This is a genomic window from Vannielia sp. SX4 (assembly GCF_052828525.1).
Window position 1 is genome coordinate 3,319,751 of the sequence record NZ_CM128247.1, and the last position, 17,351, is coordinate 3,337,101.

Annotated in this window: 21 protein-coding genes, 1 tRNA gene and 3 pseudogenes; 8 read left to right on the plus strand and 17 right to left on the minus strand. The window is 63.4% G+C overall.

Annotated elements, in window-relative coordinates; genetic code table 11:
• Positions 1-24: 24 nt before the first annotated feature.
• The 7 genes from ACUXVX_RS16375 to ACUXVX_RS16405 all read right to left on the minus strand — a co-directional run bounded on the left by ACUXVX_RS16375 (position 25) and on the right by ACUXVX_RS16405 (position 6,385).
• Positions 25-873 (minus strand): ABC transporter permease, encoded by an 849-nt coding sequence (locus ACUXVX_RS16375; protein WP_222468543.1) that lies wholly within the window; start codon positions 871-873, stop codon positions 25-27.
• A complete protein-coding gene (locus tag ACUXVX_RS16380) occupies positions 870-1,748 on the minus strand; it encodes an ABC transporter permease (RefSeq protein WP_446309125.1) in 879 nt (292 codons plus the stop codon). Before ACUXVX_RS16380 ends, ACUXVX_RS16375 begins: the two co-directional genes overlap by 4 nt.
• 84 nt (positions 1,749-1,832) lie before the next feature.
• Positions 1,833-2,615 (minus strand): ABC transporter ATP-binding protein, encoded by a 783-nt coding sequence (locus tag ACUXVX_RS16385; RefSeq protein WP_446309126.1) that lies wholly within the window; start codon positions 2,613-2,615, stop codon positions 1,833-1,835.
• 37 nt (positions 2,616-2,652) lie between these two features.
• The gene (hydA, locus tag ACUXVX_RS16390; protein ID WP_446309127.1) at positions 2,653-4,107 is read right to left on the minus strand and encodes a dihydropyrimidinase; all 1,455 of its coding nucleotides are present in this window, start codon (positions 4,105-4,107) and stop codon (positions 2,653-2,655) included.
• Positions 4,108-4,123: 16 nt separating this feature from the next.
• The gene (locus tag ACUXVX_RS16395) at positions 4,124-4,870 is read right to left on the minus strand and encodes an endo alpha-1,4 polygalactosaminidase (RefSeq protein ID WP_446309128.1); all 747 of its coding nucleotides are present in this window, start codon (positions 4,868-4,870) and stop codon (positions 4,124-4,126) included.
• 10 nt (positions 4,871-4,880) lie between these two features.
• Entirely contained in the window at positions 4,881-5,138 is a 258-nt protein-coding gene (locus ACUXVX_RS16400) for a hypothetical protein (protein ID WP_446309129.1), read from the minus strand.
• Complete coding sequence (locus ACUXVX_RS16405; protein WP_446309130.1) at positions 5,135-6,385, minus strand: Zn-dependent hydrolase; 1,251 nt, start codon at positions 6,383-6,385, stop codon at positions 5,135-5,137. The genes ACUXVX_RS16400 and ACUXVX_RS16405 overlap by 4 nt, the downstream gene beginning before the upstream one ends.
• A 235-nt stretch (positions 6,386-6,620) precedes the next feature.
• On the opposite strand from ACUXVX_RS16405, the gene ACUXVX_RS16410 reads away from it, so the two are divergent.
• Positions 6,621-7,250, plus strand: a complete 630-nt coding sequence (locus tag ACUXVX_RS16410) for a TetR family transcriptional regulator C-terminal domain-containing protein (protein WP_446309131.1) — start codon at positions 6,621-6,623, stop codon at positions 7,248-7,250.
• On the opposite strand, the gene ACUXVX_RS16415 is transcribed toward ACUXVX_RS16410, so the two are convergent.
• The gene (locus ACUXVX_RS16415; protein WP_446309132.1) at positions 7,251-7,805 is read right to left on the minus strand and encodes a hypothetical protein; all 555 of its coding nucleotides are present in this window, start codon (positions 7,803-7,805) and stop codon (positions 7,251-7,253) included. It abuts the gene before it with no gap.
• A 340-nt stretch (positions 7,806-8,145) separates the two neighbouring features.
• Here ACUXVX_RS16415 and accB point away from each other — a divergent pair, with 340 nt between their 5' ends.
• From accB to aat, 3 genes are read left to right on the plus strand one after another with little or no spacing between them, the layout of a single operon-like run.
• Positions 8,146-8,637, plus strand: coding sequence for an acetyl-CoA carboxylase biotin carboxyl carrier protein (accB, locus tag ACUXVX_RS16420; protein ID WP_222468534.1), 492 nt, complete (start codon positions 8,146-8,148; stop codon positions 8,635-8,637).
• A gap of 10 nt (positions 8,638-8,647) precedes the next feature.
• Positions 8,648-9,997, plus strand: coding sequence for an acetyl-CoA carboxylase biotin carboxylase subunit (accC, locus tag ACUXVX_RS16425; RefSeq protein WP_222468533.1), 1,350 nt, complete (start codon positions 8,648-8,650; stop codon positions 9,995-9,997).
• Between the two features lie 52 nt (positions 9,998-10,049).
• The gene (gene aat, locus ACUXVX_RS16430) at positions 10,050-10,646 is read left to right on the plus strand and encodes a leucyl/phenylalanyl-tRNA--protein transferase (protein WP_446311556.1); all 597 of its coding nucleotides are present in this window, start codon (positions 10,050-10,052) and stop codon (positions 10,644-10,646) included.
• Here aat and ACUXVX_RS16435 read toward each other — a convergent pair.
• Entirely contained in the window at positions 10,610-10,972 is a 363-nt protein-coding gene (locus ACUXVX_RS16435) for a DUF2155 domain-containing protein (RefSeq protein WP_446309133.1), read from the minus strand. The two genes, aat and ACUXVX_RS16435, sit on opposite strands and share 37 nt — an antisense overlap.
• Here ACUXVX_RS16435 and ACUXVX_RS16440 point away from each other — a divergent pair.
• Positions 10,927-11,082, plus strand: a pseudogene (locus ACUXVX_RS16440) (hypothetical protein); the annotation flags it as partial. The gene ACUXVX_RS16435 and the pseudogene ACUXVX_RS16440 sit on opposite strands and share 46 nt — an antisense overlap.
• Here the strand turns inward: ACUXVX_RS16440 and mlaD are convergent.
• The 5 genes and pseudogenes from mlaD to rlmB all read right to left on the minus strand — a co-directional run.
• A pseudogene (gene mlaD, locus ACUXVX_RS16445) lies at positions 11,044-11,508 on the minus strand (outer membrane lipid asymmetry maintenance protein MlaD); the annotation flags it as partial. The pseudogenes ACUXVX_RS16440 and mlaD overlap by 39 nt on opposite strands.
• Positions 11,435-11,818 (minus strand): NADH:ubiquinone oxidoreductase subunit NDUFA12, encoded by a 384-nt coding sequence (locus ACUXVX_RS16450; RefSeq protein ID WP_446309134.1) that lies wholly within the window; start codon positions 11,816-11,818, stop codon positions 11,435-11,437. The gene ACUXVX_RS16450 and the pseudogene mlaD, both read right to left, overlap by 74 nt.
• Before the next feature lie 52 nt (positions 11,819-11,870).
• Complete coding sequence (locus tag ACUXVX_RS16455) at positions 11,871-12,338, minus strand: CoA-binding protein (protein WP_446309135.1); 468 nt, start codon at positions 12,336-12,338, stop codon at positions 11,871-11,873.
• Positions 12,339-12,567: 229 nt separating this feature from the next.
• The gene (locus ACUXVX_RS16460) at positions 12,568-13,011 is read right to left on the minus strand and encodes a YHS domain-containing (seleno)protein (protein ID WP_446309136.1); all 444 of its coding nucleotides are present in this window, start codon (positions 13,009-13,011) and stop codon (positions 12,568-12,570) included.
• 76 nt (positions 13,012-13,087) lie between these two features.
• Positions 13,088-13,879 carry a 23S rRNA (guanosine(2251)-2'-O)-methyltransferase RlmB gene (rlmB, locus tag ACUXVX_RS16465; protein WP_446309137.1) on the minus strand — a complete coding sequence of 264 codons (792 nt, stop codon included), beginning with the start codon at positions 13,877-13,879 and terminating at the stop codon, positions 13,088-13,090.
• Between the two features lie 108 nt (positions 13,880-13,987).
• Between rlmB and ACUXVX_RS16470 the strand changes: the two genes are divergently transcribed.
• The 3 genes and pseudogenes from ACUXVX_RS16470 (at position 13,988) to ACUXVX_RS16480 (ending at position 15,768) form a co-directional block, all read left to right on the plus strand.
• Positions 13,988-14,071: transfer RNA gene (locus ACUXVX_RS16470), tRNA-Tyr, on the plus strand.
• Positions 14,072-14,136: 65 nt separating this feature from the next.
• Positions 14,137-14,262 (plus strand): annotated as a pseudogene (locus tag ACUXVX_RS16475) (hypothetical protein); the annotation flags it as partial.
• Between the two features lie 78 nt (positions 14,263-14,340).
• Complete coding sequence (locus ACUXVX_RS16480) at positions 14,341-15,768, plus strand: tyrosine-type recombinase/integrase (protein ID WP_446311557.1); 1,428 nt, start codon at positions 14,341-14,343, stop codon at positions 15,766-15,768.
• Between the two features lie 14 nt (positions 15,769-15,782).
• Here ACUXVX_RS16480 and ACUXVX_RS16485 read toward each other — a convergent pair whose 3' ends face one another.
• Genes ACUXVX_RS16485 through ACUXVX_RS16495 form a run of 3 tightly spaced genes read right to left on the minus strand, consistent with a single transcriptional unit; the run spans position 15,783 to position 17,254 of the window.
• The gene (locus tag ACUXVX_RS16485) at positions 15,783-15,992 is read right to left on the minus strand and encodes a hypothetical protein (protein ID WP_446309138.1); all 210 of its coding nucleotides are present in this window, start codon (positions 15,990-15,992) and stop codon (positions 15,783-15,785) included.
• 3 nt (positions 15,993-15,995) lie between these two features.
• Positions 15,996-16,388 (minus strand): hypothetical protein, encoded by a 393-nt coding sequence (locus ACUXVX_RS16490; RefSeq protein ID WP_446309139.1) that lies wholly within the window; start codon positions 16,386-16,388, stop codon positions 15,996-15,998.
• Positions 16,385-17,254, minus strand: a complete 870-nt coding sequence (locus ACUXVX_RS16495; protein WP_446309140.1) for a hypothetical protein — start codon at positions 17,252-17,254, stop codon at positions 16,385-16,387. Before ACUXVX_RS16495 ends, ACUXVX_RS16490 begins: the two co-directional genes overlap by 4 nt.
• Between the last annotated feature and the right edge of the window lie 97 nt (positions 17,255-17,351).

Genomic DNA, 17,351 nt, shown 5'->3' on the forward strand with positions numbered 1-17,351 from the left:
CCCCCGGCGCGGGTCTCCTCCCACTCAACCAACCCGCTGGCTCGGGTGCCAGAAGGTCACGAGTTTCTCGATCATGGCGACGATGCCATAAAACGCAGTGCCCACAAGGGCGGCCACGGCGATCTCGGCCCAGACGAGGTCAATCGCCAGCCGCCCCACGCCGGTCGAAATCCTGAAGCCCATGCCCCGGATCGGGCTGCCGAAATACTCGGCAACGATGGCCCCGATCAGCGCCAGCGTGGTGGCAATCTTCAGCCCATTGAACACGAAGGGCATGGCCGCAGGCAGGCGCAGCTTCACCATCGTCTGCCAGTAGCTCGCCGCATAAGTCCGCATCAGGTCGCGCTGCATCGCCTCTGTCTCCTTCAGCCCCTGCACCACGTTCACGAGCACGGGGAAGAAGACCATCACCACCACCACGGCGGCCTTCGATTGCCAGTCAAAGCCGAACCAGCTCACGAGGATCGGCGCTATGCCCACGATCGGCAGCGCCGCCACGAAATTGCCAATGGGCAGCAGCCCGGCGGTCAGAAAGGCGCTGCGGTCAATCGCGATGGCCGTCACAAAGGCCACCCCGCAGCCAATCAGGTAGCCCGAGAGCGCCCCCTTCAGCACGGTCTGCACGAAGTCCTGCCAGAGCACGTCGGTCGAGGTCACGAAGGTGCGGGCAATATCCGTTGGCGCCGGCAAGATCACCGGGCTCACCTCCAGCCCCCGCACCAGCCCCTGCCAGAGCGCCAGCACCGCGAGGCCAAAGATCACCGGCACGGCGATCCGCACCGCGCGGGCCTTACGCCAGCGCGAGCGGGCGAGCGCCACGTTCAGCCCCCATGCCGCGAGCCAGAAGGCCACTGCCGCAACCACCGCCGTCATCGCGCCATCCCCATCCGCTTGAGCACCAGCGCCTGCACCCCGCCGATCACCGTCACCAGCACGCCCGCGAGGATCGCGGCGGCAAAGAGCGCCGCCCAGATCGCCAACGGCGTGCCGAACTGGTCGCCGATCAAAATCCGCGCGCCCAGCCCGCTGATCGCCCCGGTGGGCAATTCGCCGACGATGGTCCCCACCAGCGCGGCGGCAATCGCTACCTTCAGCGAGGTGAAGAGATAGGGCATCGAGGCCGGCAGCCGCAGCTTGAAGAAGCTGTCGCGCCCGCTGGCGTTGTAGGTCTTCAGCAGGTCGAGCTGGCTGGCCGAGGGCGAGTTCAGCCCCTTCACCATGCCGACCAGCACTGGGAAGTAGCACAGGTAGGCCGAGATGATCGCCTTCGGCACCGTTCGCCCCTCGATCCCCACCGCGTTGGAGAGCACGATGATCATCGGCGCCAGCGCCACGATCGGGATCGTCTGGCTGACAATCGCCCATGGCATCAGGCTCATCTCCGCCACCCGGCTGTAGGTGATCGCCACCGCACCGAGAATGCCCAGCGCGACCCCCAGCGCAAAGCCGGTCAGCGTGGCCCCCAGCGTGATCGCACCATGGTAGATCAGGCTCCGCTTGCTGAAGGCCCGGCCCCGCAGCGCCATCTCGCCGGTGGTCTTCCACAGTTCGGCCGCCACTTGGTGCGGCGCGGGCAGGCGCGGCCGCTCCTGCCGCATGGTCTCGGTAAAGAGCTCTCCGGCGCTCAGTTCCACCCCGGCCCGCTCCGCCTGCGCCAGCGCCCAGGGTGTGTTCATCCGCCACGCACCGAGGTACCAGATGGCGGTCAGCACGGCGAGAACCGCCAGAACGGGGAGCGCGCGGTGCATTAGTTAATGCTCCTGAATGCAGCGTGCGTATGCATGGGATGTGCATCAGTTGTGCATCGGTTGTGCATGGGCGGTTTCACAGGGTTAATCATCGTAGGAATGCCCTGCTCGCAGCCCCTCACGCACCCTGTGTGCCACTTCAATAAACTCCGCTGAGTCTCTGATTTCCAAAGGTCTTTCGGCAGGCAGCGGGCTGTCGATCACATCGCTGATCCGGCCCGGCCGGGGCGACATGACGACAATCTTGGTTGAGAGATAGACCGCTTCGGGTATGGAATGGGTAACAAACCCTATCGTCTTGCCCGTCCGCGCCCAGAGCGCCAGCAGTTGTTCGTTGAGGTGGTCGCGGACAATTTCATCAAGCGCACCAAAGGGTTCGTCCATCAGCAAAATCTCGGCGTCGAAGGCCAGCGCCCGGGCAATCGAGGCCCTCTGCTGCATCCCGCCCGAAAGCTGCCAAGGGTATTTTCCGCCAAACCCTTCCAGATCAACCAGTTGCAGCACGTTTTTTACGCGCTCCTCCTGCTCGGCCTTGTCGAACCCCATGATCTCCAGCGGCAGCTTGATGTTGCCCGCGATGGTCCGCCACGGGTAAAGCCCGGCGGCCTGGAAGACATAGCCGTAAGCCCTTGATTTGCGGGCCTCCTCCGGGGTCATCCCGTTCACGCTCAGGCTGCCGCCCGTCGGGGTTTCGAGGGCGGCGATGCAGCGCAAAAAGGTCGTCTTCCCGCAGCCGGACGGCCCGATGAAGCTGACGAATTCGCCCTTGCCGATATCGAGCGAAACCCCCTTGAGGGCATGTACCGGCCCGTCCTTCGTCTGGAAGGTCAGGTCGAGGTTTTCGGCACGGATGACCGTATCGTTCACGTGGTTTTCTTCCGTATTCTCAGAACTTTCCGCCTCATCAAACCCCCGTGGCCGGAATGCCCTTGCGCTCCACCGGGCGCGGCGCCGTCAGCTCTTTCCAGGTGGAAAGCGCCTCGTTAACCGTTGCGTTAGGCTCGCGTGCTACAAACTCGCCGTGGCCTTCCTGCGTGCGGATCTCCCCGTCATGCACGGCCACATGGCCACGGGTCAGGGTAAAGCGCGGCAGCCCCTTCACCTCCTGGCCCTCGAACACGTTGTAATCGATGGAGGATTGTTGAGACCCGGCAGAGATCGTCTTTTCCTTTTTCGGATCCCAGACCACGATATCGGCATCGGCACCCACGAGGATCGCACCCTTTTTCGGGTAGCAATTCAATATCTTGGCGATGTTCGTTGATGTGACGGCGACGAATTCGTTGGGCGTGAGCCGCCCGGTCGCCACGCCGTGTGTCCAGAGCATCGGCATCCGGTCTTCCAGCCCACCGGTGCCATTGGGAATCTTGGAGAAGTCGCCTACCCCGTAGCGCTTCTGCTCGGTGGTAAAGGCACAATGGTCGGTCGCCACGACCGAGAGAGAGCCGCTTTGCAGCCCGGCCCAAAGCGAGTCCTGGTGCTTCTTGTTGCGGAACGGCGGCGACATCACCCGACGTGCGGCATGGTCCCAATCGGGGTTGAAGTACTCGCTCTCATCCAGCGTCAGATGCTGAATCAGCGGCTCGCCCCAGACCCGCTTGCCGTTCTGCTTGGCCCGGAGGATCGCCTCATGCGCCTCCTCGCAGGAGGTGTGCACCACGTAGAGCGGCACGCCGGCCATGTCGGCGATCATGATCGCCCTGTTGGTCGCCTCGCCCTCCACCTGCGATGGCCGCGAGTAAGCATGCGCCTCGGGGCCGGTGTTGCCCTCGGCCAGCAGCTTGGCGGTCAATTCAGCCACCACGTCGCCGTTCTCGGCGTGCACCATCGCCGTGGCGCCCAGTTCAGCCAGCCGCTGGAACGACGAATACATCTCGTCGTCGTTCACCATCAGCGCGCCCTTGTAGGCCATGAAATGCTTGAAGGTGTTGATTCCACGGTCTTTCACGACCGTCGCCATCTCGTTGAACACCTGCTCCCCCCACCATGTCACGGCCATGTGGAAGGAGTAATCGCAGTTCGCGCGGGTGCTCTTGTTGTCCCACCGCTTCAGCGCGTCCAGCAGGCTTTCGCCGGGGTTCGGCAGCGCGAAGTCGACCACCATCGTCGTGCCCCCCGCCAACCCGGCGCGCGTGCCGCTCTCGAAGTCGTCGCTCGAATAGGTGCCCATGAAGGGCATCTCGAGGTGGGTGTGCGGATCGATCCCGCCGGGCATCACGTAGCAGCCCGTGGCATCCAGCACCTCGTCGCCTTTCAGCCCCTTGCCGATCTCCACGATCTGCCCGCCTTCAACCAGAACGTCGGCCTCATAGCTGAGGTCGGCGGTCACCACCGTGCCGCCCTTGATGACTGTGCTCATGGTCTAACTCCCCGTTTTAATTGCAGGACTTACCGCCCGCCGTAATTTCATGGCTCTTCAGAAGCAGCTTTATCCCGCGGGCCTTGCTGTCTTCGCAGATCGCGTCCCAGTCGAGATCCGCATCGTCGTATTCGATCGCCAACACATCCTTGCCCGCCTCGGTATAGGGCTTCAGATCGTCGCAGAAGTCGTAGGCGTAGCACTCCTCGACCATGATGAAATCCATCGTCTCCACCAGCGCCGGCACCAGTTGCGGCGCGTTCTTCTGGGCCACTTCCAGCCCCAGCAGATGGGCGTAGGCGGCGAGGTTCTTCACATAGGTGAGCGCCGCCTCCTCGCTGATGTCAAAGCCGCTATCGTTCTCGAAAACGTCCATGTTATCAAGCTCCGCGGCCATGAAGCCCCGGTCGGCGCAGTCCTGCAGCCGGGCCTGCATGATCTTCATCACCCGGTCGTCGCGAATGTCGACATAGCGCTCATCGGGCCAGTCCCCGAGCGGCTTGCCGAGCACCTCCTCGGGAAAGCTGTCCTTGTCGTCGCGGTATTCCTCCCACGATCCAACGGAGACATAGCACACCGGCTTCACGCCACGGTCGCGCAGCGCCATGATCGTGTCACGCTCGTGGTCGTCCTTGTCGAGGGCGAGAACTTTTACATTGATATCAAGGTCATAGGGGTGGGTGAGCTGCCAGTCCCAATAGGCCTGCTCGCTCCCTCCGATGATGAAGATCCCAAGTGCCGTCAGTCCTGCCGTCAGTCCCATCTCCGCCTTCCTAGCCGATGCAGTAGGGCTGCCCGTCAAAGCCCCCGTCGCGCATCTCTTGGGTGGTCACAGGGTAGATCGCACCCTCGTAGAAGATGTAATAGCACCCGTCCCGCACCACGATCTGGTCCAGCCGCACATCCGCCGGAACCGATGCCATCACCTTCTCCGGGATAGGCTGGTCGGCGGGCGCATATCCGGCCGGAGCGCCGCTCGTCGTGGTCTGGCATGCGGCCAGAAAGGGCAGCAAAATCAGCGCTTTCTTCATTCCACGATCCCCGCCGTCTCGACCACCGCGTGAAATAGCACATCCGTCCCGGCGGTGGCCCATTCCTTACTGATCTCCTCCGCCTCGTTGTGGCTGAGGCCGTCCACGCAGGGGCACATCACCATCGAGGTCGGGTACAGGTCGTTGATCCAGCAGGCATCGTGGCCTGCGCCCGAGACGATATCCATATGGCTGTATCCCAGCCGCTCGGCAGCATCGCGCACGGCCTTCACACAGCCCTCGTCAAAAGCGGGCGGGTCAAACTGGCCGACGATCTCGGCGGAGAATTCAACACCGATATCCTCGCAAAGCTTCGGCGCCTTCTCCATCAGCTCCTCGACCATGCCATTGAGCTTGTCGAGCAGGTGAGTCCGCATGTCCACGGTGAAGACCACCTTGCCGGGGATGATGTTGCGCGAGTTCGGATACACGTCGATATGCCCGATCGCGCCCACCGCGTTGGGCTGATTTTTCATCGCGATTTCATGCACAAGCTCCGTCACCAGCGCCAACCCGCGCCCAGCGTTCTTGCGCATGTGCATCGGGGTGGAGCCGGTGTGGCTCTCCTTGCCCGTCACCGTACACTCGATCCAGCGCAGCCCCTGCCCGTGAGTGACCACGCCAATGTCCTTGCCCTCGGCCTCGAGGATCGGCCCCTGCTCGATGTGCAGCTCGAAGAGGGCGTGCATCTTCCGGTCGCCAACCTTCTCCTCGCCCTTCCAGCCGATCCGCTCCAACTCGTCGCCAAAGCGCTTGCCCTTGGCGTCCACCCGGTCATTGGCCCATTCGAGCGTGTGCTTGCCCGCAAACACGCCCGAGGCCAGCATGGCGGGCGCAAATCGGGTGCCCTCCTCGTTGGTCCAGTTGACCACCACGATCGGGTGCTTGGTTTTGATGTCGAGGTCGTTCAGGGTGCGCACCAACTCCAGCCCGCCGAGCACGCCCAGCACGCCATCATACTTGCCACCCGTAGGCTGGGTATCGAGGTGCGAACCGACATAGACAGGCAGCGCATCGGGGTCGGTGCCCTCGCGGCGGGCGAACATGTTGCCGATCTCGTCGACCCCCATGGTCATCCCGGCGGCCTCGCACCAACTCTGAAACAGCGCACGCCCCTCGGCGTCTTCATCGGTCAGCGTCTGGCGGTTGTTGCCGCCCGCCACGCCTGGGCCGATCTTGGCCATCTCCATCAGGCTGTCCCACAGCCTGTCTCCGTTGATCCTGAGATTTTCTCCTGGGGCAGCCATGCGCACTCCTCGGGTCTTCCGTATCGAGGGCGCGGGCCCTCCCTGTGTGGCGCGGCTTTGGTGCGGCGCCTTGTTGTTTGACCAATTGGTCAGAAGGACGCTACCACTCTCAAGGGACGGGTCAAGAAAATGCGCCGCCGCGCTGCAGCCCCTCCGATGATTTTTCAGCGCGGGCCGGGCAAAACGGCTGCATTTTGGGCGCATTTGAAACGGGCATTGAAGCGAGGTCTGACCGGTGACAGCAAACGCGCGCAAACCGCGCACGAGGATCCAGCAAAAGAACACCGCCGCCATCCTCGAGGCCGCGCTCGATGTGTTTTCGTCGCGCGGGTTTCGCGGCTCCACCGTCGACCAGATCGCCAAGGCCGCCGGGCTCTCCAAGCCAAACCTGCTCTATTACTTCCCCTCCAAGGAGGCGATTCACCGGGAGCTTTTGAGCGGCCTGCTCGATACCTGGCTCGCCCCGCTGCACGCCATGAAGGCCGAGGGCGACCCGTTGGAAGAGATCATGGCCTATGTCCGCCGCAAGCTGGAGATGAGCCGCGAGATGCCGCGCGAGAGCCGGCTCTTTGCCAATGAGGTGCTGCAAGGCGCGCCCAACCTCGAAGGCGTGCTGAAAGAGCACCTCAAACCGCTGGTCGATGAAAAGGCCGCCGTCATTGAGGGCTGGAGCGCGGCAGGCCGGATCGCGCCGGTCCACCCTTATCACCTGCTGTTCTCTATCTGGTCGCTGACCCAGCACTACGCCGACTTTGACGTTCAGGTGCGTGCCGTGCTGCCCCAAAGCGAAGCGGGCGACCCCTTTCCGGAGGCCGCCCGCCATGTGGATGCGATGTTTCGCAAGATGCTCACGCCCGGGGGCTGATCAACCGTTCAGGTAGTTCCACTTGAAGCCATTGCCCACCTTGGTCAGCGGCAGTTCGGGGTAGTAAAGCTTTTTGTAAGATTTCGGGCGATAATCACAGACAAGCCGCTCGTTGGCGTCCTTGATGAAGCAGTAGACGCCGTTTTCGTCCTGCCACGCCACGCCGCCCGCTGCCGCAATGGTCATCGCCTGAATGTGGCCCCCCGAGGCAAAGAAGCTGTAGTCGTCCACCGGGTAGATCCCGTTGCGGTAGCGCTCCGGCTCCTTGGCCTTCACCTCCGCCACGAGTGAGGCGGTGTGGTCATCGACGGCGGCTTTCACCACGCCGGTTACCATGGCCGGAACGGCGAGGATGGCACCGGCTACAACGCCTGCCGCGCCGGTGCCGTAGATAAAGGCATCGCCCGCATCGGGGCCGGTGCCGGTGGCGATCCACACGGCGGGCTGCACAAGGAGCCCTGCCACGCCACCACGAACGCCGCCGCCCAATGCGCGCGAGAGCCCTTCGGAGGAGACGGTGACGACGATATTGGTTGCTGAATTTTCTCCGGCCATAGGATGGTCCTCAAGTCATAGGTTTAAGTCATGAAATTGCCGCAGCGGATGAGCGCCTGAAATATGGCTGCTGCGGACAGTGCTGTAATGAAACACTTATTTGTCCATGCAGGTCGCGCTTGTCAACAGGTCCGGCTCGGTCTGGCCGGGCTGAAGGTCACCCCCACAGGCAGTGGGCAAGCGTCGATGGAGCCTGGGCGGTCTGCCGGACCACAAAATTCGCCCCATCCCCAAATCGGGGGTTCAAAGCGCTTGCGCTTTCACTTACCTCGCAGAGAGCGTATAAGCCTGCCCATAATTTGTGCCCGGCATGAACCGGCGCAGGCAGAAAGAGGACGGCATGAGTAAGACCCACGATGCAGACGTCGCCTTTATCCAGGCGCTGGCAGAACTGCTGCGGACGAACGATCTGACCGAGCTTCAGGTGAAGCGCGATTACGGTCAGGATGACAGCCTGAATGTGCGGGTGAGCCGCAAGATGGAGCAACAGGTGGTGGCAATGGCCCCCGCCGCCCCGGCCGCTGCACCTGCAGCCCCGGCCGCTCCGGCAGCCCCCGCCGCTGCCCCCGCTGGCGACAATGATGATCCGGCGCAGGCCCCCGGCGCGGTGACCTCCCCGATGGTCGGCACCGCCTACCTCCAGCCCGAGCCGAACTCGCCCGCCTTCGTCAAGGTTGGTGACACGGTCGAAGAGGGCCAGACCCTGCTGATCGTCGAGGCGATGAAGACGATGAACCAGATCCCCGCGCCCCGAGGCGGCACCGTCAAGCGCATCCTCGTCGAAGACGGCGCGCCGGTGGAGTTTGGCGCCCCGCTGATGATCATCCAGTAAGGCACTGGTTATGTTCGACAAGATCCTCATTGCGAACCGCGGCGAAATCGCCCTGCGGGTGGTCCGTGCCTGCCGCGAGATGGGCATTCCTTCGGTCGCGGTGCACTCCACCGCCGACAGCGATGCGATGCACGTGCGCATGGCCGACGAGGCCATCTGCATCGGCCCGCCCTCCTCGGCCCAGAGCTACCTGAGCTTCCCGGCGATCATCTCGGCCTGCGAGATTTCCGGCGCCAACGCGATCCACCCGGGCTACGGCTTTCTTTCCGAGAATGCCAACTTCGTGCAGATCGTCGAGGATCACGGCCTCACCTTTATCGGCCCGACCGCCGAGCACATCCGGATCATGGGCGACAAGATCACTGCCAAGGACACGATGAAAAAGCTCGGCGTGCCCTGCGTGCCCGGCTCCGATGGCGGCGTGCCGGATATGGAAACGGCCAAGGTCGTCGCCGAAGAGATCGGTTATCCGGTGATCATCAAGGCCACCGCAGGTGGCGGCGGGCGCGGCATGAAGCTGGCGAAAACCGCCAAGGATCTAGAGACCGCCTTCCGCACCGCGCGGAGCGAGGCCAAATCGGCCTTCGGCAATGACGAGGTCTATATCGAAAAGTATCTCGGCAAACCCCGGCACATCGAGGTGCAGGTGTTTGGCGACGGCAAGGGCAATGCCGTGCATCTGGGTGAGCGCGATTGCTCGCTGCAACGGCGGCACCAGAAGGTGTTCGAAGAGGCCCCCGGCCCCGCGATCACCCCCGAGCTGCGCGCGCAGATCGGCAAGACCTGCGCCGAGGCCGTAGCCTCTATCAACTACGCTGGCGCGGGGACCATCGAGTTTCTCTATGAAGACGGCGAGTTCTACTTCATCGAGATGAACACCCGCTTGCAGGTGGAGCATCCGGTGACCGAGCTGATCTTCGGGCAGGATCTCGTGCGCGAGCAAATCCGCGTCGCCGCCGGCATGCCGCTCTCGTTCAGCCAGGACGACCTCAAGATCAACGGCCATGCCATCGAGGTGCGGATCAACGCCGAGAAGCTGCCCAACTTCTCCCCCTGCCCCGGCCGGATCACGCAGTTTCATGCGCCGGGCGGGCTAGGCGTGCGGATGGATAGCGCTCTCTATGACGGCTACTCGATCCCTCCCTATTACGACAGTCTGATCGGCAAGCTCATCGTCCACGGCCGCGACCGCCCCGAGGCGCTGGCCCGGCTCAACCGGGCACTCGGCGAGCTGATCGTGGACGGGGTGGATACCACCGTGCCGCTGTTCCGCGCGCTGCTCGAAGAGGGCGACATTCACAGCGGTGCCTACGATATCCACTGGCTGGAAGGCTGGCTGGAAACCAACCTGCAAGCCTGAGGCCGGGCGGGTGGAGCCGCTCTCGACCGACCTCCTGCTGCGCGCCTACCGGATGGGCCTCTTCCCCATGGCAGACGATGCCGGAGCGGAAGAGGTCTATTGGGTCGAGCCGCGCCTGCGGGGTATCTTCCCCTTGGAGAATTTCCACATTTCCCGGTCGCTGGCCCGGCTGATCCGGCGCGAGGCTTTCACTATTACGACAAATGCTGATTTCGGTGGCGTGATGGATGGCTGCGCCGACCGGGAGACGACATGGATCAACAGCGAGATCCACCGGATCTACCGCCAGCTTCACGCCGAAGGCCACGCCCATTCGCTCGAAGTCTGGGACGGCGAGGCGTTGGTCGGCGGGGTCTACGGCGTTGCACTCGGCGGCTGCTTCTGCGGTGAAAGCATGTTTTCGCGCCGCCGCGATGCCTCCAAGGTGGCGCTGGCCTACCTCGTCGATCACCTGCGGCGCTGCGGCTTTACCCTGTTCGATGCCCAGTTCATAACACCCCACCTCGCCAGCCTCGGCGCCATCGAGATTCCGCGCGAGGACTACCGCAAACGGCTTGCCGCCGCGCGCAAACTCGACTGTGATTTCAGGAGCATAACCGAGGTGCCGAGCGGTTACTCAGTGGTGCAGCGCAGCACCCAGATATCGTAACGCTGGTGGTCCAGCGCGTTGAGCGCCGGGGCCGAAGCGAGCATCCAGCCGGCAAAGGCAGGCGCATCCCCGGCGCCATCCTCGATCACCAGATAGGCGGTTGCCCGTGCCGGGGTGCCCTCGGGGTAGCGGCAATCGGAAAGCGTGACCTGCAGGTGCCCGTAGCGGACCGTGTCGCCAATCTTCACTTCGAGATCGGACGTCAGGCTCGAGAGCTTGTCGAGCCCGCGCAGTACCGCCCCTGTGCCTTCCAGCACAGTCTGGGCCTCGGCGGCTCCACTTGCCAAAAGCCCAGCGGCCAGAGTGGCTTGCAGCACACGCTTCATTCGTCCGACCCAGCCACGAACTTGGTCAGCAAGCCAATCAGGCTCACCGCGCCTTGAGTATCCAGAATCTCGCCCCCCTCTTCGAGGTTGAAGGGCGATCCGCCCGGAACGATCTCGATGAAATTGCCCCCCAGCAGCCCCTCGGAAGAGATTGCGGCGGAGCTGTCTTCCGGCAATTCGATACCCTCGGAGATGGCAAAGGTCGCCTCCGCGCGAAAGCTCTGGGCATTCAGTTCCAGCGCCCGCACCGAGCCGATCTTCACACCCGCAAGCCGCACATCGGTACCAACCGAAATGCCCTCGGCTGAACGAAAGCTGGCTTGAAGCGGATAGCTCGCACCACCGGATCCACCCGCATCGGTCACCCCTGCGGCGTACCACAGGAAGCCTGCCGCTGCGACGAGCACACCGGCCCCAACCAGCGCTTCGGTCTTGGTCTCTGACATTGCCCCCTCCGGCCCCTTACTCAGGGCTCCAGGCCTCGTAATCCTGCCGCTCCACCGGCTGGGCGCGGCGGATCGACCCGGCGGGTGCATAGGCCAGCGGCGTGCCGGTGAGGTTTTCGTGGTGCGGTTTTTCCCACGGCTTGTGGGTCAGCGGCCGGTCGGTCGGCGGCTCCTTGAAGGTCTTGTGCAGCCAACCATGCCAGTCGGGGCTGATACGCGAGGCCTCGACCTCGCCCTTGAAGATCACCCACCGCCGGGTGTCGTCGACATTGCGGTAAAAGGTGTTGCCCTCTTCATCCTCGCCCACCTTGGTGCCCTTGCGCCAGGTGAACAGCTGGGTGCCGAGCGTGGAGCCGTTCCACCATGTGACGGCACGCAGGAGAGTGTTCATGATACCCATCGGCTCGGCTCCTCTTGGTCTCGCCTGATATGCAACAGCGGCGCGGAAAGGTCTAGAGTTTCGAAGAAATCACCCCGGTGTTGATCCCGCCCATCCTCAGTTCGCCGAACAGCCTCTGATACTCCATCTTGGGGCAAAGGTTCTGGATCACCGTCACGCGGCGCGCTTCGGCCATCGCGGCTGCTTCGGCGTTTTCGACGCCGATCTGCATCCACACCGTCTTGAGCGCGGGAAAAGCGGTGAGCGCCTCCTCCACGATGGGCGGCACATGCTCGGAGCGGCGGAAGATATCGACCATGTCCACCGGCGCAACGATCGAGGCAAGGTCGGGCATGATTGTTTCGCCGAAGAGCGTTTTGCCCGCATGACCGGGGTTTACGGGAATCACCCGAAAGCCCTTGAGCGCAAGGTAACGGGCCACGTAGTAGCTCGGGCGCACCTCGTTCATCGAGACGCCAACGCAGGCGATCACCTTGGTTTCGGTCAGAATGCGGCGCAGCAGCGCGTCTGGGTAGCGCATCAGCGACACCTCCGGCGTAAAAAAGCGCCCGGACCATGAGGCCCGAGCGCAAGTCGCGGAACGAGGGACAGTGAAGTGAAACGCTGGTGTTCCGAACCAGCGCTCATGCTCTTCGAGGTAGTCACGAGGAAACACTTTCCAAGAGGATGTAATAAACCTGTGAACACGAGGTTAACGCGAGAGAGCAAAGCTGAAAATGACTTTCCTGCCCCTCACATCTCGCGAAACCTCAGTTTTTCAGAGGTTTGGGCCAGTGCGCATCGGCGGAAGAGATGTGGCCGGGGATGTCCTGCTCCCAGATGCCGCGCACACGGCGGGAGTAGTTCAGATAGAGCTTTCCCTCGTGCACGGTGAAGGCGGATGGGTCGGTTGGGGCAACATAGCCCTGCGATGCCGCATAGGCGCAATATCCGCCGTATTGCGGGGCAAAGCGCTGTGGGTTGCGCTCGAAAGCCTCTCGATTGGCCGCGCTGGAGAATCGCCACGTGGCCCCCATCCACATCAGTTGGTGCGCCTCACTCCCTTCCACCGGCTTGCCCTCATTGAAATAGGCAACGGGGTCGTAGCCCTGAATGGCGAGGCGGTTGGCGGCAAAGATCGGCGGTTCCTCGGCCATGGCAGGCATGGCGAGGGCGGCAAGGCCGGCGGCGAGCATGAGGCGGCGGGTGAGCATGGGTGTCCTCCTTGGCTGGGCCAAAGGATGGCGCCGCGGCCTGCGCCTTGGCCAGCCCCTTCGCGCAAAGGTGAACTTATGAAAACTTTCGCGCAGAGGCGTAAAGCGACACGGCAGCCGCGTTGGACACATTGAGCGAGCCGAAGGCCCCGGCGAATGGGATTTTCACCAGATGATCGCAGGTCTCGCGCGTGCGTTCCCGCAGGCCCGGCCCTTCTGCGCCGAGCACAAGGCCGATGGCCGCGCCTTCGGGCAGGCTCTCCAGCACCGGGTCGAGCGCGGCCTCGGCCTCACCTGCGAGGCCAAGCAGGGTAAACCCCGCGCTCTTCAGCTCCTCCATCGCGTCGGCAAGGTTGCGCACCCGCAGGTAAGGTTGCCGCTCCAGCGCGCCGGAGGCGGTTTTGGCCAATGCGCCGGTTTCGGGGGCAGAATGGCGGGCAGGTGCCACCACGGCACGGGCGCCGAACACCTCGGCCGAACGCAGGATGGCGCCCACGTTGTGCGGGTCGGTCACGCGATCGAGCAGCACCACGAGGGGCCGGCCCTCACCTGCGATGCAGCGGCTCTCGACACTGCCCCAGTCAAGCGGCTTGACCTCGAGCGCCGCACCCTGATGCACCGAGCCCGGATCGAGCGGCACCGGAAACTTGCGTGGATCGGCGATTTCAGGCTCGATCCCGGCACCTTGCCAGCAAGCCTCGCCCAGCCGGTCGGCGGCGTTGCGGGTCAGCACGAGGCGCAGCTTTTCACGCACGGGATTGGCCAGCGCATCGCGCACCGCATGCAGCCCGAAGAGCCACACCGTCTCTGCCGCGCTCGCCCGTTTGGCGCGTTCTTTGTCTACCACCCAGCTCGGTTTCTTTGCCACGCTACATCGCCTCCGCTTGCCGCGCCCCTGCATGGTCGCGACGCAAGAAAATCGCAAGGTTTTTCGCCTTGACGGGGGTGGGCGGGCTTTGTATTCCGCTCCGGCGTCGGGCGACGAGCTGCAAGGTGCGGCAGCGGACTGTAACTCCGCCGGGGAGACCCATGCCTGGTTCGATTCCAGGGTCGCCCACCATTCCCCCTTAGATCAATGACTTAGGCTGCGAAAACCGCCGGTGGGCCACAATGGTGGGACACATCATGCACCTTGCAGCCTATCTGTGCACCTCTCGACACGGCATATTCTACTTCCGCTTCCCGATACCGGTGGAGTGTCACCCGACCCAGAAACGGGCAAGTATTAAGGTGTCGCTGGGCACGCGGGAGCCTCGCGTAGCCCGACAACTGGCCCGTCTCCTCGGTCTGGCTGGACAATCCATCTTCACCCGGCCAATGGTCCGGGCCATGCGATACGATGACATGCGCGATCATGTGCGCGACCATTTCACCACCATGCTCCGGGAGTTCCGTGAGCGCAGCGCGGCTGACGGCCCGGCCAGCGGCTTGGATATGGACGCATTGCAGGCCGCTCAGGGGCTCTCTGAGGGCGATGCTGGGTCTTGGGCTGCCGTGGCACACGCTGGGGGCGCTGACGGCCTCCTGCGGGCCTTCTGCGAGGCGCGTGGCATTGTTCCCGAGCCCGAGGGGCGGGCGCGCAACTTACTGCTGGCGGAGTTGCAGAAAGGCTACCAAGAGTACATCTCCAGAGCGCTCGAACACACCACACAATTCGACACGCTCTCACTAGAGGCCGAGGCAGCCCCGATGCCACGCGACCTGCGAGAAACCGGTTCGCGTGGATCGGCTGAACCTGATGCCCTGCCTCTTGAGGCCGTGCTGTCGCGCTACTTCGCTGAACTCGACCGGACACAGGCACTCGCGGCAAAAACCGAGAGCGAGAAACGGGACGCGCTGGCGCTCATGGCTGAACTCACCAGCAGCAAGCCGCCCGCACACATGACCAAGGCCGATGCTCAGGAGGTCAAGGCGGCACTGTTCAAGCTGCCCAAGAACAGGAGCAAAAATCCGACAACCCGAGAGCTGCCGCTGGGTGAAGCGTTGGAACTGCCCGGCGTTGAACGCATCGCGGCGCGGACCATGAACGTGTACCTCGGCCATATGCAGCATTTCTGCGGCTGGGCGGTGAACAACGGGTACGCCGTCGAGAATGTCTTCCACGGGCTCCGGCTCAAACGCACGGCGCGCAGCAGCGATGAAGGCAGGAAAGCCTTCTCTGCCGATCAACTCCGGCTCCTGTTCTCGCACCTCACGGATGCTGACAGCCCATTGGTGCGAAAGGACGTGCACAAGTGGCCTGCACTCATCGGCATGTTCACCGGATTGCGCCTCAACGAGGTGGCGCAGCTAGAGGTTCAGGACATCGAACTGCGGGACGGGGTGTGGTGCATCAACGTGACCCCGGACGGCGAAGACAACAAGCGCCTCAAGAACGCATCGTCCAGGCGCCGCGTCCCCGTGCACGACAAGCTCGCGGCGGCAGGCTTTCTCGACTTCTATGAAAAGCAGAAGGCTGGAGACCATTCACGCATGTTCCCCAGCCTCACTTACTCGCCCCAGAACGGCTATGGGCGCAATGCCGGGCGCTGGTTCAACGAACGTTTCTTGCCCGAGCTTGAACTTGGCGGACAGGGCCTAGTGTTCCACTGCCTGCGCCACACGATGATTACGCGATTGGCGCAGGCCGGAGTTGCGGAGCCGATGGTCAAGGCCCTCGTTGGTCACAGCCAAACAGGCGTGACGTTCAGCACGTACTTCAAAGAGGGTTTCCTGCCGTCTCAGCTCCAAGAGGCGATAAACCGGTTCGACTTCTAGCTCCGCATGGGGGCCTAGAGGTCATCCCAGTATCCTGACAATGGCTCCTTGACCACCTGGCCCCCACCAAAGTGAATTTCGGTCGTGCCATCTGGAAGTTCACTGATCCTGGTTGACGTCATGCCGCGACGTTGTGCGAGCGCGATGATCTCCTCTATCCGCGCGGCGCTCGCTCTCATCCGGCGGCTCGTCTTCGGACTTGTTGCGGCGATTTTGTCCAACATCTCTCACTCCTTACTCGACTGGCTCAGTGTCACGATATTCTGGCGGCTGATGCCCTCGGACCGTGCCTTGCGCTTCTGCCTGAGCCGCGCCTCAAGGGCATTGAACTCCGACTGCTGCGGAGCCTCAGCGGTGATCTCGTTGTGCCGCAGGAACTGCTGGATCAGCCCGAGCATCGCCGGGTTCAGCATGCTTGGCTTGATCTTCGCCATCTCCAGATATTCGCGGTAGGCAATGGTCAGGTCAGCATGCAGGGCCTTCAAGTCCTCGGTGCGACCGGCCTGTGTCCCGAGCGGAGCCGGAGGCGCAGGAGGGAGTACCTCCTGCACCGCAACGGTTTTACCCTTCCCCTGTGCGGGGTCTGGTGTTTCTGGCATCTGTTCTTCCTCCTCGCTCATGGCAGGCCATTCTCCCGCCCGATGCGTCGGGCTTTCCTGAGTTCCGCCTCACGGCGGTCGATGGCCTCGAATGACAGGCGGCTTCCCGGTCCGTGCAGTGCGTCCATCGCAGCGACGTAGGCTTGGGAGGTGATGCCCTTGCCAGCCTCGGGCTGAGGCATGGGCTTGGGGGCGCTGTACTGCTCCGTATGCACGTGCCTGTCCAGCGACGGTGCCTTGCCGGAAACGACGGCTTGCAGGCGCTCCACGGCCCGCTGAGCCGCTAAGCCGCCCTTGCCCATCTCCATGACGTAGCCTTGCAACTCGGAGGTGGACAGCGTCTCGCTGGCCTGCTCCATGAGCCGCTGGAAGGCATGAGGGCCGTTGGCGTGCTGGTAGAGGTCATTGGATACCCGTTCGTCCCTCGGGCGCATGTCCCGCGCGAACTGTTCCAGCCTCTCCATGATGGCCTTGGCCCTCCGGGGGCCAATCTTTGCGGTGAGGGCCTTCTGATCGACCATGCTGGGGTCGCGGGCCATTGCGGCCTCGAACAGGAGTTCCTTGGCATCGTCGGTAGACAGCCCGACATTCTGGAGCGTTCGCAGGGCTTCATCTGCACCGGTGTGCCCTGTGGTGCCCCAAACAGTGGCATCAAGCGGGGTATCTGCTTTGTCGTCTTCGGTCTCCAGATCAAGCGCAGCTAGGCGCTCCTCCTCGGATTTCTCCTCCCGCTGGGCATCTTCGCTTTGGCCCTGCTCGTCGCTAGGGGCGTCTGCCTCAACCTGCGGGGCGGCTTCGGTGTTGTCGTGATCTGCCGGGGGAAGACCTTCCGCGCTGTCAGCAGGGGGCTGGCCGGTCACGGCTGAGGGGTGTGTGGTGTCGGTCATGTGGTGGTCCTTTGGTGATGTTCTCTCGGAGGCTCCGGGTGGCGGGCCTCCAGTTCTGCAAGTGCGGCGCTGAGGAGTTCAGCGGACTGATCGAAGG

Excerpts from the sequence above, each read along its gene's own strand:
- ACUXVX_RS16400 (WP_446309129.1), bottom strand. The coding sequence starts at position 5,138 with ATGAAGAAAGCGCTGATTTTGCTGCCCTTTCTGGCCGCATGCCAGACC.
- ACUXVX_RS16485 (WP_446309138.1), bottom strand. The coding sequence starts at position 15,992 with ATGTTGGACAAAATCGCCGCAACAAGTCCGAAGACGAGCCGCCGGATG.
- ACUXVX_RS16435 (WP_446309133.1), bottom strand. The coding sequence starts at position 10,972 with ATGAAGCGTGTGCTGCAAGCCACTCTGGCCGCTGGGCTTTTGGCAAGT.
- ACUXVX_RS16415 (WP_446309132.1), bottom strand. The coding sequence starts at position 7,805 with ATGGCCGGAGAAAATTCAGCAACCAATATCGTCGTCACCGTCTCCTCC.
- ACUXVX_RS16395 (WP_446309128.1), bottom strand. The coding sequence starts at position 4,870 with ATGGGACTGACGGCAGGACTGACGGCACTTGGGATCTTCATCATCGGA.
- aat (WP_446311556.1), top strand. The coding sequence starts at position 10,050 with ATGGGCCTCTTCCCCATGGCAGACGATGCCGGAGCGGAAGAGGTCTAT.
- ACUXVX_RS16375 (WP_222468543.1), bottom strand. The coding sequence starts at position 873 with ATGACGGCGGTGGTTGCGGCAGTGGCCTTCTGGCTCGCGGCATGGGGG.
- hydA (WP_446309127.1), bottom strand. The coding sequence starts at position 4,107 with ATGAGCACAGTCATCAAGGGCGGCACGGTGGTGACCGCCGACCTCAGC.
- ACUXVX_RS16455 (WP_446309135.1), bottom strand. The coding sequence starts at position 12,338 with ATGCGCTACCCAGACGCGCTGCTGCGCCGCATTCTGACCGAAACCAAG.
- ACUXVX_RS16460 (WP_446309136.1), bottom strand. The coding sequence starts at position 13,011 with ATGCTCACCCGCCGCCTCATGCTCGCCGCCGGCCTTGCCGCCCTCGCC.
- ACUXVX_RS16380 (WP_446309125.1), bottom strand. The coding sequence starts at position 1,748 with ATGCACCGCGCGCTCCCCGTTCTGGCGGTTCTCGCCGTGCTGACCGCC.
- accC (WP_222468533.1), top strand. The coding sequence starts at position 8,648 with ATGTTCGACAAGATCCTCATTGCGAACCGCGGCGAAATCGCCCTGCGG.
- ACUXVX_RS16495 (WP_446309140.1), bottom strand. The coding sequence starts at position 17,254 with ATGACCGACACCACACACCCCTCAGCCGTGACCGGCCAGCCCCCTGCT.
- ACUXVX_RS16480 (WP_446311557.1), top strand. The coding sequence starts at position 14,341 with ATGCGATACGATGACATGCGCGATCATGTGCGCGACCATTTCACCACC.
- accB (WP_222468534.1), top strand. The coding sequence starts at position 8,146 with ATGAGTAAGACCCACGATGCAGACGTCGCCTTTATCCAGGCGCTGGCA.
- ACUXVX_RS16450 (WP_446309134.1), bottom strand. The coding sequence starts at position 11,818 with ATGGGTATCATGAACACTCTCCTGCGTGCCGTCACATGGTGGAACGGC.
- ACUXVX_RS16490 (WP_446309139.1), bottom strand. The coding sequence starts at position 16,388 with ATGAGCGAGGAGGAAGAACAGATGCCAGAAACACCAGACCCCGCACAG.
- ACUXVX_RS16405 (WP_446309130.1), bottom strand. The coding sequence starts at position 6,385 with ATGGCTGCCCCAGGAGAAAATCTCAGGATCAACGGAGACAGGCTGTGG.